At 35.3% G+C, this 12,892-nt stretch carries 17 protein-coding genes, 1 tRNA gene and 1 pseudogene; 7 read left to right on the forward strand and 12 right to left on the reverse strand.

Features of this window, described 5'->3' with window-relative positions:
- The first annotated feature begins 175 nt into the window (after window positions 1–175).
- Window positions 176–832 (forward strand): ribosome maturation factor RimM, encoded by a 657-nt coding sequence (gene rimM, locus HGD76_RS08935; protein ID WP_168695570.1) that lies wholly within the window; start codon window positions 176–178, stop codon window positions 830–832.
- Window positions 833–964: 132 nt separating this feature from the next.
- Here the strand turns inward: rimM and HGD76_RS08940 are convergent, their stop codons facing one another.
- Complete coding sequence (locus HGD76_RS08940; RefSeq protein ID WP_168695571.1) at window positions 965–1,705, reverse strand: dienelactone hydrolase family protein; 741 nt, start codon at window positions 1,703–1,705, stop codon at window positions 965–967.
- Window positions 1,706–1,848: 143 nt separating this feature from the next.
- Between HGD76_RS08940 and HGD76_RS08945 the strand changes: the two genes are divergently transcribed.
- The 3 genes from HGD76_RS08945 to HGD76_RS08950 all read left to right on the forward strand — a co-directional run bounded on the left by HGD76_RS08945 (window position 1,849) and on the right by HGD76_RS08950 (window position 3,636).
- Window positions 1,849–2,745, forward strand: a complete 897-nt coding sequence (locus tag HGD76_RS08945) for a serine/threonine-protein kinase (protein WP_210967752.1) — start codon at window positions 1,849–1,851, stop codon at window positions 2,743–2,745.
- The gene (locus HGD76_RS26235) at window positions 2,742–3,044 is read left to right on the forward strand and encodes a tetratricopeptide repeat protein (protein ID WP_210967784.1); all 303 of its coding nucleotides are present in this window, start codon (window positions 2,742–2,744) and stop codon (window positions 3,042–3,044) included. The genes HGD76_RS08945 and HGD76_RS26235 overlap by 4 nt, the downstream gene beginning before the upstream one ends.
- Window positions 3,045–3,393: 349 nt before the next feature.
- Complete coding sequence (locus HGD76_RS08950; protein ID WP_168695572.1) at window positions 3,394–3,636, forward strand: YgiT-type zinc finger protein; 243 nt, start codon at window positions 3,394–3,396, stop codon at window positions 3,634–3,636.
- 169 nt (window positions 3,637–3,805) lie between these two features.
- On the opposite strand, the gene HGD76_RS08955 is transcribed toward HGD76_RS08950, so the two are convergent.
- Both HGD76_RS08955 and HGD76_RS08960 read right to left on the reverse strand, forming a co-directional pair.
- A tRNA-Lys gene (locus tag HGD76_RS08955) sits at window positions 3,806–3,877 on the reverse strand.
- Between the two features lie 62 nt (window positions 3,878–3,939).
- Complete coding sequence (locus tag HGD76_RS08960; protein ID WP_168695573.1) at window positions 3,940–4,809, reverse strand: aldose epimerase family protein; 870 nt, start codon at window positions 4,807–4,809, stop codon at window positions 3,940–3,942.
- Between the two features lie 24 nt (window positions 4,810–4,833).
- On the opposite strand from HGD76_RS08960, the gene HGD76_RS08965 reads away from it, so the two are divergent.
- Window positions 4,834–4,974 (forward strand): hypothetical protein, encoded by a 141-nt coding sequence (locus HGD76_RS08965; protein ID WP_168695574.1) that lies wholly within the window; start codon window positions 4,834–4,836, stop codon window positions 4,972–4,974.
- Window positions 4,975–5,163: 189 nt separating this feature from the next.
- Here the strand turns inward: HGD76_RS08965 and HGD76_RS08970 are convergent, their stop codons facing one another.
- The 7 genes and pseudogenes from HGD76_RS08970 to HGD76_RS09000 form a co-directional block, all read right to left on the reverse strand.
- The gene (locus HGD76_RS08970) at window positions 5,164–5,358 is read right to left on the reverse strand and encodes a type II toxin-antitoxin system HicA family toxin (RefSeq protein ID WP_168695575.1); all 195 of its coding nucleotides are present in this window, start codon (window positions 5,356–5,358) and stop codon (window positions 5,164–5,166) included.
- Window positions 5,355–5,558: a type II toxin-antitoxin system HicB family antitoxin gene (locus tag HGD76_RS08975; RefSeq protein WP_233467131.1), complete on the reverse strand. Its 204-nt coding sequence runs from the start codon at window positions 5,556–5,558 to the stop codon at window positions 5,355–5,357. The genes HGD76_RS08970 and HGD76_RS08975 overlap by 4 nt, the downstream gene beginning before the upstream one ends.
- Before the next feature lie 254 nt (window positions 5,559–5,812).
- Entirely contained in the window at window positions 5,813–6,226 is a 414-nt protein-coding gene (locus HGD76_RS08980) for a type II toxin-antitoxin system VapC family toxin (protein WP_168695577.1), read from the reverse strand.
- Window positions 6,223–6,432, reverse strand: coding sequence for a hypothetical protein (locus HGD76_RS08985; protein ID WP_168695578.1), 210 nt, complete (start codon window positions 6,430–6,432; stop codon window positions 6,223–6,225). The genes HGD76_RS08980 and HGD76_RS08985 overlap by 4 nt, the downstream gene beginning before the upstream one ends.
- A gap of 258 nt (window positions 6,433–6,690) precedes the next feature.
- Window positions 6,691–7,782 carry a hypothetical protein gene (locus HGD76_RS08990; RefSeq protein ID WP_168695579.1) on the reverse strand — a complete coding sequence of 364 codons (1,092 nt, stop codon included), beginning with the start codon at window positions 7,780–7,782 and terminating at the stop codon, window positions 6,691–6,693.
- A gap of 2 nt (window positions 7,783–7,784) precedes the next feature.
- Window positions 7,785–8,948, reverse strand: a complete 1,164-nt coding sequence (locus HGD76_RS08995; protein WP_210967753.1) for a hypothetical protein — start codon at window positions 8,946–8,948, stop codon at window positions 7,785–7,787.
- Window positions 8,949–9,149: 201 nt separating this feature from the next.
- Window positions 9,150–9,371, reverse strand: a pseudogene (locus HGD76_RS09000) (hypothetical protein); the annotation flags it as partial.
- A gap of 336 nt (window positions 9,372–9,707) precedes the next feature.
- On the opposite strand from HGD76_RS09000, the gene HGD76_RS09005 reads away from it, so the two are divergent.
- A complete protein-coding gene (locus HGD76_RS09005) occupies window positions 9,708–10,004 on the forward strand; it encodes a hypothetical protein (RefSeq protein WP_168695580.1) in 297 nt (98 codons plus the stop codon).
- Window positions 10,005–10,011: 7 nt separating this feature from the next.
- Window positions 10,012–10,416: a type II toxin-antitoxin system VapC family toxin gene (locus HGD76_RS09010; RefSeq protein WP_015080096.1), complete on the forward strand. Its 405-nt coding sequence runs from the start codon at window positions 10,012–10,014 to the stop codon at window positions 10,414–10,416.
- Between the two features lie 239 nt (window positions 10,417–10,655).
- Here the strand turns inward: HGD76_RS09010 and HGD76_RS09015 are convergent, their stop codons facing one another.
- Both HGD76_RS09015 and HGD76_RS09020 read right to left on the reverse strand, forming a co-directional pair.
- Window positions 10,656–11,279 (reverse strand): DUF4276 family protein, encoded by a 624-nt coding sequence (locus HGD76_RS09015; RefSeq protein ID WP_168695581.1) that lies wholly within the window; start codon window positions 11,277–11,279, stop codon window positions 10,656–10,658.
- Window positions 11,273–12,460 (reverse strand): AAA family ATPase, encoded by a 1,188-nt coding sequence (locus HGD76_RS09020; protein WP_168695582.1) that lies wholly within the window; start codon window positions 12,458–12,460, stop codon window positions 11,273–11,275. Before HGD76_RS09020 ends, HGD76_RS09015 begins: the two co-directional genes overlap by 7 nt.
- Window positions 12,461–12,892: the final 432 nt, after the last annotated feature.

Below are 12,892 nucleotides of genomic sequence, written 5' to 3' on the forward strand. Positions count from 1 at the left end.
GCAAGGCAAGAGGCAAGAAGCACTCATGCAAGAGTGAAGAGGGTTTGGGCGATTTTACTTTTCTTTACACAGATTGGTTTTATTGTGTTCACCTACTTAAAAAATTAGTGTTATTTAACCTAATCTACAAACGTGAAGTGGTAAAATGGAGACAAAGTGAGCAATTAACTAATTAATGAACCACGAAGACGCGAAAAAGAAGCAGGGGAGCAAAGAACCGGGAGTAGGGGGAAAAGTTAAAAACTCTCCAGTCCCCAATCTTGATGATTGGTTGGAAATTGGCAAAATTGTCTCTCCTCAAGGTTTAACTGGGGAGTTGCGGGTTTATCCTAATACGGATTTTCCTGAACGCTTTGAAGAACCGGGAAAACGCTGGTTGTTACGTCCTGGGGAAACGGAACTGCAACCTGTGGAGTTGTTAAATGGGCGATATATTGAGAATAAGAATCTTTATGTGATTAAATTGAAGGGAGTGAGCGATCGCCATCAAGCTGAAAATATGCGTGATTGTCGGTTTTTTGTGCCTGTGAGCGATCGCCCAGAATTGGATGAAGGTGAATTTCATGTGTTAGACTTGCTAGGGTTGCAGGTCTTTATGCAATCATCTGGGGAATTTGTGGGAACGGTGGTGGATATCTTACCTTCTGGTCATGATTTATTGGAAGTTAAATTTGATCCTGCTTTTATCACTAATAACGAAGAATTGACAACTGATAAAGCACAAAAAACAGTTTTAATTCCTTTTGTGATGGAAATTGTTCCTGTTGTAGATTTAGAATCCCGTCGAGTTGAAATTACTCCTCCCCCCGGTTTATTGTCAATTAATAATTAACAGTTGTAGGTTGGGTTGACGTATGTTACCCAACATAATCAAAATTTTGTTGGACACAACAAGATAATCAAAACTTTGTTGGGTTGCGCTGTTGCTTAACCCAACCTACAAATACTACAAATATATTTATAATTACCTTCTAAATTTGCGTTCCAAGAAAGCAATAATTTGTTCCCAAGCAGAAGTAGCTGCAACAGCATCATAACGATAACCATCATCTCTCATAAAAGTATGTTCCGCTTCATAAGAGAAAAATTGATGATGAACTTTGGCATTTTCCAAAGCACCAATTATAGTATATCTATCATGTTCAGAAATATGTGGATCTTCCGTTCCAAATATTAACAGCATTTCTCCTTTAATTTCTTCAAATCTGTGAATAGTATCTGCTATACCTTTACCTAATTTACCGCTAGGAACACCTGTAGGATAACAACAAACAGCCGCTGCAATTTCCCTTTCAAAAGCTGCGCGAACAGCCAAATGTCCACCAATACAAAAACCTAAAGTACCGATTTTATCAGCAATAACTGAATTGTCATGTTTGAGAAAATCAATTACCGCACGAGTATCAGCATCATATTCAGATATTAATGTGCGTCGTGCATCATCATTACCGCGCATTCTCCCAAGATCATTCGGTTCAATGACAGAACCCACAGGTTCAATGCGGTGAAAAATTTCCGGCGCTGCGACAACATAACCAAATCCAGCTAAATAATTAATTAACCGAATTATGGCATCTCCTAATTGATAAATATCACTGTAAAAAACAATTCCTGGATATTTACCTGCTGGTTTCGGAGAAGCAACATAAACCCGCATTAAACTATCATCAACTCTTAATTCAATATTGCGTTTAACAATTTGCATTTTTCATATTTTGGTAATGTGTTAATTTTTAATTCTTCAGATTTAATAATAATCAGTATATTTTTCTAATATCCCAGACTTCTTTAACAAATCGGGTATCTCTGAGTTATGATATACAGAAACAGGGTTATTAAAGCAACATCATGATGATTGGTAATATCCTCCGTCAACGTTATAAGATTGTTAAACAACTAGGTGCAGGTGGATTTGGTGAAACTTACCTTACAGAAGATTTAGATATTCCCGTTACTCCTAAACCTGTTTGTGTGGTTAAACGGTTACAACCTACAGCTATTGACCCAGATATTATCCGTTTATTTGAACAAGAAGCACAAATTTTATATCAATTAGGACAAAATCATGATCAAATTCCTAAATTGTATGCCTATTTTCAGGAAGGTCAAGAATTTTATTTGATTCAAGAATTGATTGATGGATATGATTTAAGTCAGGAAATCAGTCCTGGTAAAAAGTTAACTGAAAGTGAAGTAATTCAACTATTAAGAGATGTTTTAGAAATATTGGTTTATGTCCATGAAAATAAGGTGATTCACCGAGATATTAAACCAGCCAATATCATGCGTCGTAAGGATGGTAAGTTAGTATTAATTGATTTTGGGGCAGTCAAACAAATTAATACTACTATTACTATGAAATCCGGGTTTACCAGTAGCACTATTAGCATTGGTACAGTGGGATATATGCCTTTAGAACAAGCTGGATGTAAGCCTAAATTGAGTAGTGATATTTATGCTTTGGGGATGACAGCAATTCAGGCATTAATAGATATGTCTCCCCGTTTGTTACCAGAAGATGATGATGGTGAAATTCTTTGGAATAATAAGGTTCAAGTCAGTGATAAATTAGCAGAATTTATTACTAAAATGGTGCGCTATGATTGGCGACAACGTTATAGAAATGCAAAAGAAGCATTGGAGGAATTAAATCAAATTTTTGGAGTTGTTAAACAACAGAATATACATCCAGCAAGATCAACCGAATTAAGTAAAATTTGTTTTAAACATGGAAATCAACTATAGAATCCTATGATCAAGCTATTACTATTAATCCCGATTACTATTATGCTTGGGATAGGAGAGGTGATGCTTTATATTATTTAGAAAAATATGAAGAAGCAATAGAATCCTATAATCAAGCTATTACTATTAATCCCGATTACTATTATGCTTGGGATAGCAGAGGTGATGCTTTATATGATTTAGAAAGGCATGAAGAAGCACTAAAATCATACGAAAAGGCAATTAGTATTAAACCAGATTATCAACCAGCAATCAATAGTCGTAATGATTTATTAACGCAATTAGGGCGTTCAAATTAGTTAGTTACAGTAGGAATCAATTTCGTTATCTCATCAACTTTACTATAGAGAATATCTAACTCTTTTTAGTTTTTAGTTCTTGACAGACTACTACTTACTGATGAAAAAGCAGAAAATGATAGGCTTACCTTTAATAAAATCTTTCATTCCCTCAGATACAACGAAATTATCGAAAAACAACCCAATAATCAACCCTCTCCTCCTGATTTAACTTACCGATAAAATATTGCCCGTCAACCTATTCACAAAATTAGAGGCTATGATCAGAATAGCAGCACTGCAATTTTAGTCCCTGTTGATAGTTCCCAGCCTCAACACTGGATTAATTGGTATATCAGGAAGTATGAGTATGAAAAACCAAAAATGTCCCACTTGTCAAGGTGAGTTAGAAACTAGGCAAATTGAAAAAATGCTAAAAGGAGGAAATAACACCGCCATTATCCATGTAGAAGCAGAAGTTTGTTCAAAATGTGGAGAAAAGCTCTATAAACCAGACGTTGTTAGCCAATTTACTCAAATTCGTGCCAAACTTAGAAATCAACAAACAGAAGATTTTCAAGTGATTGGTCAATCCTTCCGCATTTCTGTTTAATTAATCAAGGAAGGCTGAAGAATTTTATTCTAAGTTTGATAACTGTGAAGATGTTAATAAGTTTTTAGGCTGATCTCAATCACTTGTCTAAGATCTTTATTACCAGATGTCTTATGAATAATCTTACATCTTGCAATTGTCACAGGCAATTATACTTGAGTCTTGAGAATGGGTGGCCCGGGATTCGAACCCGGAACAAATCGGTTAAAAGCCGAGTACTCTACCGTTGAGTTAGCCACCCTTTTGCTGTTTTTCCAACTTTATCAATATACCATCAACAGCCATGGTTTTGTCAAGGGGTTTTCAAAAAAGATTTGCCGTTAATCCAAAAGAAGCAGTACAAATAGCTCCAGGAGCTAACACAGTCAGGTTTTCACCAGTGTTGAAAGCATTGCGGGTGGCACTCCAAGGCTCTAGACAGTAGAATTCTTTGCCTTTAACAGTCCAAAACACCAACCAGGTAGAGAAATCATCGTAATCGAGGGTTAGCTTCAACCTGCGGCTGTTATCTGTGACCGTGGCTGATTTGCTGGTTAGTTGTCCAAAGGCAAAATCAATTTCATCTTGATTAAAGTCAAATTTGCCGTTAAAGGCGTGGATTTCCTTAGTTTTGTTATCTTGATATCGTGTAGAAGGAAGTTCCACTTCTAGCTGATTTTTGTCACCACAGAGAAAATAAGGGTGGAAACCAGCGGAAAATGGCATGGGTGTAGATGACAGATTTTTATATTCCTGACGCACTACTAAGGTATTACCTTGGAGTTCGTAGGTAAAAGCCAATTGAAAATCAAAAGGATAAACTGCCTTTGTTTCCTCGTTGCTGCTGAGAACTACAGTTAGACTAGCCTTACCTTCAGTATTTTGCGCTGTTGCTGTCCAAGGCAATTCCCGCGCAAAGCCATGTTGTTTAATGGTATACTCTTTTCCATCAACAATGTAAATATTATCAGGTAAATTACCGCAAAGAGGAAACAAAATTGGATTGCCGCCCCTGACGCTCAAATCAGGATGAGTAAAGCGTTCAGCGTCTAGGTAAAATATTTCTTGACCTTGCACTAGCCAACGAGTGATGATACCACCTCTTTCTGGGACAACTTCTATTTGTGTACCAGCGGTTTTATCTGACAGGATGTAAGTTTTGTATTGTCTTTGTTGAATGTCAATGGTAAACATGATTGTATTTAAGTAGGTTGTTAGTTGTCAGTGGTCAGTGGTCAGTGGTCAGTTCCAATTAACAGCTTGCCACAGTTACTCAAGCGCGTCAAAGGAATGGGATCTCAGGTTTCTCCTAGCGACGATTCCTGCGGAGTGCTTCCCGATCGCACTTTATCAATCTAACCTACAAGCGAATCGCACTTTATCAATTTAACTCACAAGCGATTCCTAGGTCGCGCTAGTTCCCTCCGGGACGCAATGCGTTCGCTATCACACCAAAATATCACAATATTTTCCGCTCCAATGCTTTATTATACATAGATCGCCTATCAATTTCTTGATTTGGCGATCGCTATTCCTGTGAACGAAGTGTTAGGTTATATTTGGATCTGGCACTTGTAAATCGCGACATATCTTTCTAGCAAGTAAGTTGTTAATCTCACGATGGCGTGGAATAGACGTTGATCTCTGTGCAGCCCGATTGACATAAATAGTATGGCTACCACCTTCTCTTAAAAACTCACAACTATTGGCTTCAAGATGACGAACTAAGTCTACACGCTTCATGCAACTGATAAAAAAATAGGTTCACGAATAACGTCCTGATCTTGAAGTAGTTCCTCTGTTAAAAAGCGGTTAGCTTCTAGTACCAACTCAATAGCTTCCTCCAGATTAACTCTTGCTTCATCAAGAGTATCACCCTGAGTATTTGCTCCAGGCAGTTCTTCGACAAAACCTATGTAGCCTTCAGAGACTCTCTTGAACACTTTAGTTAATTTAAAATTCATGGTTAGACATTATATATGTTTTCAACAAGTATATCACCAAAATTGGGGCAAAAATTGCAGCAAAACGGCTATTTACAGATCGCACTTTATCAATTCAACCTATGAGCGATTCCTGCGGAACGCTTCGCTATCGCACTTTATCAATCCAACCTACGAGCGATTCCTAGGTCGCGCTTCGCTATCGCACTTTCTGCACTAATCGCACAAATCACTGAAGAATCGAAAACATAAAATTATGATGGTAAAATTTTAAATCCTGCTTGACGAAAATGATTATCTAAGGTCAAGGCTGTAGAAATTTTTCGGTCTTGCATGACAATGAAGGATAAACAATCTGTCAAAGAGTAAGACTTATCCTGATATTTTTGAAAATATTCCCATCCTTGGTTGAATAAAACCTGATCTATCTCAACTAATTCTATGTCTGGACTTTCTAGTAACTGATTACCAATTTCAACAGCTTTATGATGAAGATTTCGGCTATTTAAAAAAGTGACTATTTCATCAAAAACATAAGTTGTCGTGACTAAAAATGGTTTTGAAATCGCTAAATTAGACCAGTTTTGTATTACTTGGTGATGAGCATATTCATTTTTTATTTCCAAAGCTAAAATATAGCTTGTATCTAAAAAATATATGTTTTTCATTTGTTATACAAATAATGATCATGATTAACCGCTCCATCTTGTACATCACATTCTACAGGATTTTTGCCTAAGTCCCAGATTGACGATGACTTTTTGATCCGAGTGATTATCAGCTTTTCGTGGTCTGTAATAATTTCAAATTCTTGAGCTTCCCCTAATAGTTCTTTAGGGATAAATAAGCCTTGAGCAGTTGCTTTTAACCTCATGTTTAATTACCTAGTTAATTTTGTAGATATATGATAATTTTAGCGTGTTATTGAGTTTTTCGCACTTGGTCAGAGTGTAAATAGCGATTCCAACGAAACGCTTTGCTATCGCACTACAAGATCGCCGATTACACCTAACCCCAACAGGCGATCGCACTTTATCAATCCAACCCACGAGCGATTCCTAGGTCGCGCTTCGCTATCGCACTTGGTCAATCCAACCTACCAGCGATCGCATTGCTTTATGTTTCTCAATCTTCACTCACTAAATATTTGACATAGTACCTCACGAAGCAAGGGTTCAGCAAATTCAACAACGAATCCTTCATCATCGTTAGACATAACATACTCACCTATGCGATTGTGAGCAGTACAACATCTCACACGATATATACAATAGGCTGAAAAATCTATTACTAACCCTTTATAGTTATTTTCTGTTATGCCTGTAATAGATGAATCTCTGGAATTACTTCGGGTAAATCCTCCCCTGTTCATCAAATCTTGAAATGGAATGATATTATTGATTTTGTTGTAAGGATTACCGTCTTTACCATAATCGAAAAAAATCTTCATTCCCTTATCTAAATAATCTGGAGAGTTAATTTTATTTAGACAATCTGCAATTTTATCAACTTTGTTCTGATCATCACATTTACTTTTAAGTAACTTTTTTAAGCTATCAATTTCCTTATTGTTGCTATATTGATTGAGTAATTGTCCTATTCCTTGTAAATCATTATCTAAACTTTTTATTTGCTGAACTAAGTTCCAGTCGAAAATCAGTTCCAGAAGGTGATAAAGCTTTAAAAATCTTTCAAAAGCATAGGGTTGAACTACTGAACGAATGCAACTTTCTTTATGATAGGGAGTTGGAAGTACAATGCTAGGTCTAGCAATCAATCTAGAAGGCTTAAAACGATATGCTTGATGTAAATTAGATGCTGCATTTGAGTGGAAAAATCCTCCCCAAATAGGTGCAGAATCCATATAGTTATTTTTATAATCTTCATACTCACATACATCAATCACTAAGTAGTTTTTAATAAATTTGTAGGGAAACCGAAACGTATCTTTGTCAACTTCATTAATATAAGCAATATATCTTGCCTCTGTTAGACTTGCAATATTTATATCAGTATTAGATTTACATATACAGAGAACACCCAAAAAGTTATCACGCTCATTATAAATTTCAATGTCTTCATCACCCTCGTAGGAAAAGGATACCGCATCTACTGGTATCGGTATCATTCCGTTGAGAGTGCAAATACCATCATGTTCAGAGAAGTGAGTTATATCATAGGGAAGATCACTATCATCAAGTTCTTCTAAATCATCATATTTCATAGTTACTCTGCTGCTGTTATCCAACAATTAACAAAACTTTCTTTTCCTGCCTCACGAAAGTATTCTTTGAAGCCATTTGTCAGAAGTTTCCTTTTTGCAAAGCCCAGACTTACCTTACGCGCATTAAATCCACTTTCTAACTCCTGTAATTTTTCCAATGCTAGAGGATCATCTCCTTCTTGAGTATCTCTAAGTGATTTTAGAAGAGTATCTAAAGCTTTTTGTACTCGCTCTGAATTATTATTGCTAGATGCAAGGGCAAGGGCAGCAAAAAAAGAGTTCATAACACTTTCTTCTCCAAACCATTTTATACCATTTGGTATTTCTTGTTCAGCTTTTATACTATTGAGTATTTCTTGATCAGCATTTCCTGTATATATTCGAGATATTTCAACATCTAAATCGGCATAGATTCTTAGATAATTTTTGAAATCTTCAAACTGATCTCCAAGTTCCTTTTCTGTAGAATCTAAAATTTCTTCTTCAACTAATTTCTGTGCGACAACATTCTGTCTCTGAATTTCTGCACTTTTAGTTATAAAGCTTTGATATGCGGTGGCAATTCTATCTAGATGGTATCTTCTAGCCTTTGTTCGGCGTGCAGATTCTTTTTCTTTGAAAATTTCAATATCTGGTATTTCAGTCTTAAGTGTGTCATTTAGAGTGATGAACAAAAGACCAATCTGATGTTTCATAGTCATCGGTTTCTGTCCTGCATTTAGGACAATAATTCGATAAATAAGATTTCGGATGTTACCTTCAAGCCAGAACTCCACAAGAACTTTCTGTTCTGGATTAAAGTTAAAACTCTCCTTAGCTATGTCGCTTAAAATAAAAGTCCGTTGCAATCCATCCAAAATATCTACTTGTCCTGGTTTACTTAAAGCAGTTTCAAGTTCTTTATTATCCGGTTCTTTTAACAGAGGTAAGAGATTACTGACTAATTCTGGTTTTACTGCGAGAGTTATAGAAGGTAATAAAGCACCGCGCTTGATATCCAATTTCATTCGATCATATGCTTTGTATTTCTCGCGCCTTCTTTGAGGTTCATAATCATCAAAGTTATCTCCAACTAAACATAAATAGTCTTGTATGGATAATTGAGCATAAAGAATATCTGTATTTGTCCGTAAATCTTTTGCTTGTCCAATGATTTTTACTTGCATAGCCTTATTTGTACCTAAAATTGGGCCTTTGAATAACTCATAAAAATTAAATATATTGTATCACCAGGTACGTCCTGTTCGCTGTGCCGTAGCCAATCTCGAATCCAGTTTATGGATATCACTATTTTTAACAGAAACTTGACAATTGGTAATGGGTAATTAAAAAGATGAATTTTTATCCCCCTGATTAGCTCTTACCTATCAATTAGATGATTGCAACTTAATACCCAAAACTTGAGTATATGCACCTCTAGCTTGAGTCACCCCAATTGTCCTCTGTGCTGATTCTATCATCGGACGGCGCAAGCTCACAACTATAAACTGTGCCTGTTCTGCCTGTTGTTTGATCATTCTCGCTAATCGTTCCACATTTGACCCGTCTAAAAACATATCCACTTCATCAAAGGCGTAAAATGGCGATCGCACTTTATCAATCCAAACTACAAACGATTCCTAGGTCGCGCTTCGCTATCGCACTTTATCAATCCAACCTACAAACGATTCCTAGGTCGCGCTTCGCTATCGCACTTTATCAATCCAAACTACAAACGATTCCTAGGTCGCGCTTCGCTATCGCACTTTATCAATCCAAACTACAAACGATTCCTAGGTCGCGCTTCGCTATCGCTTGACATTCAAAACAGTCGCTACAAACTTTTGGGGACTCATTGGTGATTTAAAAGTGTTAGTATAAATAATTCCCAAAAGTTCACAAACTTGATATAATGAACATAAAGACTATTTAGTGAGGTAATAATTATGTTATCAACTGATATGAAACAAGAATCAATAATTAAGAGAATTGAGAATGTTGTTGCTATTTTAATGGAAGAACGTCCTTTATTTAAAGAGGATCTAAATTATAGGAAAATGGTTCAAGATTTAGTAAAAGTATTTAAAGAAAACTTTTCTTTAGAAGAATTTAGTCAGATATCAGAAGAAAGTCTTAAAAAGCGTTGTAGTGGTATCATGGCTCTACACCTTTTGGCTAAAATAGGAGAGGATTTTACTCCTGAACAAATGGCAATTTTTGATGATGCAGTTAAAAGAAAATAGAAAATTTATGAATTATTTATTAGATACTAATATTGTTTCTTTAGCACTCAAACAAAATTCCCAAATTCTTCACAAGATTACAATTAGTGAGTCTAAGGAAGAAAAGATTTTTATTAGTTGTATCACCTATTTTGAAATTAGGCGAGGTTTTTTAGCGGTTGATGCACCAAAACAAAGAGCAAGATTTGAGGAATTTTGTCAAGAATATCCGATTATTTTCTTAGATGATTTGGCAATTTTAGAAAAAGCTGCCCAAATTCATGCTAATTTGAGATTAAGGGGTGTACCAATTCAAACTGAAGATGTTTTAATCGCTGCTACTGCTATTCTTAAAGATTTAATTGTGGTTTCTAATGATAGTGATTTAGCCAGAGTTGAGGGTTTAAGTTTAGAGAATTGGGTAGAATTATGATGATTAAATTATTTTTTGGCTGATGTATTTAAAACTGTAGGTTCGGTTAAGCTGTTATTGGGTTTTTCGCATTTGGTCAGGGTGTAAGTGGCGAACTCGTACTTTATCCATCTAACCTGCGAGCGATTCCTACGGAGCGCTTCGCTATCGCAATTTATCAATCCAAGCAACAAGCGATCGCACTTTATTAATCTAACCTACTGAGGACAAGCACAAGAGGAACAGCACTAGGCTATGATTCATCTGGTAAATATCTGATCCTTGATTTTAGTAAATAAGCGATCGCAATAAGGAGAAGCTTGACGAACCTGAGTTACATCTAATGATTCTAATAGTTCAGAGGCGTGTTTTATTTTGTGATATTCTCCCTTAGTAGTTCTACCAGTCGCAGTTTTGAGAGTAGGTTCTAAATTATCTTTTGCAATAGTTTCCACATTAGCGTTTTTGGGAATAGCATTTTCTTTAAAACCTTGGCCATAAAATTTTTTCAGCGTTGCAAAATCAGCAATAAACCAAGCTTCCATTGTTTGTACCATTAAATGACAATTATCATCATCAACTTCTGTTGGTTTATCCCAATTATCTCTAAATTTTAAATGTTCCCAAGGAGATTTTTTATTTACAGGTGCTTCAGCATCAACTAATAATACATTAAAAGCATCAGGATGAGATTTTAAAGCATTTTTGAAATCACGGAAAGTATTATTCCGAGTACCACACATAATGATATTCCATTTAATGTTTTTGGTTGTTGCTTCCTTTACTAATTCTAAAAAAAACTTACTAAATCCCTTTCTAAGTGAAGATTTCTGATTTTTGGAATCTCCACCACCTTCTATATAAATTCTAATCTCTTTTACCATCTGTTTCCACCTATTTCACCCATCCGCCACAAATCACCTAAAGTATAATTTTCTAACCAGTCTTTGAGTTTATCTGGTTTAAGTCTCCTTAAATGAGTTCCTGTATTATCTCTTTCACAAACTACGACAGATTCAGGATATTCACTCAAAGCAGAAACCAAAGCATCAGAATGAGTCGTGACAATTAATTGAGTTCTCTGAGATGCTTCAATTAATAATTCGGCAATAGTTGGTAAAATATCTGGATGTAAACCTAATTCTGGTTCTTCAATACAAATTAGTGGTGGTGGAGTAGGATCTAAAAGTAACGCCATTAAACATAAATACCGCAATGTTCCATCAGATAAACGAGTTGCTGGAATTGGTTGAATTACACCTTCTTCCCGAATAAATATTTGTATTGAATTACCATATACTTGTCCATGTATATCTTCTGCTGATTCATAGAATTTTTTCAGGGTTTCAATAATTTTACTTCTACCTATCTGGTAGTTTAAATCATTTAAAACTAAACCTAAATTACTACCATCTTCTAATAAAGGATGTTGAGGTAAATCTGTAGGTTGAGGTTTACGCGGTTGAGAATTTCTGCCTATAGGTAAATCTCTATATATACTTATTTTATTGAAGCTATCACTCAGATAAGTAATCTCTGGATATTTACGTGCTGCTTTTAATTGGGATAATATAGATTGATCATATTTTAAATCATTCTTATTCCAAGTTTCTTGAGATATTTTCTCTATCCCCGATAAATCTTTTTCTCGAACATTAAAAACAGGTTCAAGATTTTTATCATTGTAAGAATAATGAACGAAATCATCACTATGGATATATTCATCTATCAAGAAAAACCTCTGATTCATTTCACTAAATTCTAGTTTATATTTCAGTGTTTGTAATCCTGATTGATAATTTACAGTGACTTTAATTTTTGCACCTAGAGTATCTTTATTACCTTTCCATAAAAATTCATTAATACCTCCACCTTGACGAAATGCGGCTGGTAAATCTGTCGGTGTTGCGCGTAAAATACCAATAGCTTCTATTAAATTAGATTTTCCAGATGTATTAGCACCAATTAACACATTTAGCGGTTGTAATTCAATTTCTTCCCCTTCACTTCCATAGGAGAGAAAATTTTGTAATTTGATTTTATGAATAAATCTTTTACCTTCCATTTACTTCTCCTAATATTAAATAAAACTATATTGTTGCTAATATTTTGGGTATGGTTGTCTAATATATGTTGTCTATTCAGTATATTATAAACGATCTCGCTTTATAAGTCTAATTTGAGCGATCGCGTAAGCGCTGACTTGTCAGTTCGCTGATTAAACTTAAAATCAATTGGCGATTCCTACGGAGTGCTTCGCTATCGTACTGGCATAATTTTGACTTTTTCTTGATCATTAGCTTATTGTGATTAAGTAAGACTCAGATCCCCGACTTCTCAAAGAAGTCGGGGATTTATTTTTTGGATAAACATATTTATTGCTAACCCCTTTACCATAGCTGAATATCACCAGTGCAACAGAGGAAACCCAACATCTACAAGCATTTAGTGATTTTTTATGTGTTTGCTTGACAATGAAAATTAACTATGATATGGT

The sequence above is a fragment of the Dolichospermum flos-aquae CCAP 1403/13F genome, assembly GCF_012516395.1.
Classification (GTDB): Bacteria; Cyanobacteriota; Cyanobacteriia; order Cyanobacteriales; family Nostocaceae; genus Dolichospermum; species Dolichospermum lemmermannii.

Excerpts from the sequence above, each read along its gene's own strand:
- rimM (WP_168695570.1), top strand. The coding sequence starts at position 176 with ATGAACCACGAAGACGCGAAAAAGAAGCAGGGGAGCAAAGAACCGGGA.
- HGD76_RS08940 (WP_168695571.1), bottom strand. The coding sequence starts at position 1,705 with ATGCAAATTGTTAAACGCAATATTGAATTAAGAGTTGATGATAGTTTA.
- HGD76_RS08945 (WP_210967752.1), top strand. The coding sequence starts at position 1,849 with ATGATGATTGGTAATATCCTCCGTCAACGTTATAAGATTGTTAAACAA.
- HGD76_RS08950 (WP_168695572.1), top strand. The coding sequence starts at position 3,394 with ATGAAAAACCAAAAATGTCCCACTTGTCAAGGTGAGTTAGAAACTAGG.
- HGD76_RS08960 (WP_168695573.1), bottom strand. The coding sequence starts at position 4,809 with ATGTTTACCATTGACATTCAACAAAGACAATACAAAACTTACATCCTG.
- HGD76_RS08970 (WP_168695575.1), bottom strand. The coding sequence starts at position 5,358 with ATGAAGCGTGTAGACTTAGTTCGTCATCTTGAAGCCAATAGTTGTGAG.
- HGD76_RS08980 (WP_168695577.1), bottom strand. The coding sequence starts at position 6,226 with ATGAAAAACATATATTTTTTAGATACAAGCTATATTTTAGCTTTGGAA.
- HGD76_RS08985 (WP_168695578.1), bottom strand. The coding sequence starts at position 6,432 with ATGAGGTTAAAAGCAACTGCTCAAGGCTTATTTATCCCTAAAGAACTA.
- HGD76_RS08990 (WP_168695579.1), bottom strand. The coding sequence starts at position 7,782 with ATGAAATATGATGATTTAGAAGAACTTGATGATAGTGATCTTCCCTAT.
- HGD76_RS08995 (WP_210967753.1), bottom strand. The coding sequence starts at position 8,948 with ATGCAAGTAAAAATCATTGGACAAGCAAAAGATTTACGGACAAATACA.
- HGD76_RS09005 (WP_168695580.1), top strand. The coding sequence starts at position 9,708 with ATGTTATCAACTGATATGAAACAAGAATCAATAATTAAGAGAATTGAG.
- HGD76_RS09010 (WP_015080096.1), top strand. The coding sequence starts at position 10,012 with ATGAATTATTTATTAGATACTAATATTGTTTCTTTAGCACTCAAACAA.
- HGD76_RS09015 (WP_168695581.1), bottom strand. The coding sequence starts at position 11,279 with ATGGTAAAAGAGATTAGAATTTATATAGAAGGTGGTGGAGATTCCAAA.
- HGD76_RS09020 (WP_168695582.1), bottom strand. The coding sequence starts at position 12,460 with ATGGAAGGTAAAAGATTTATTCATAAAATCAAATTACAAAATTTTCTC.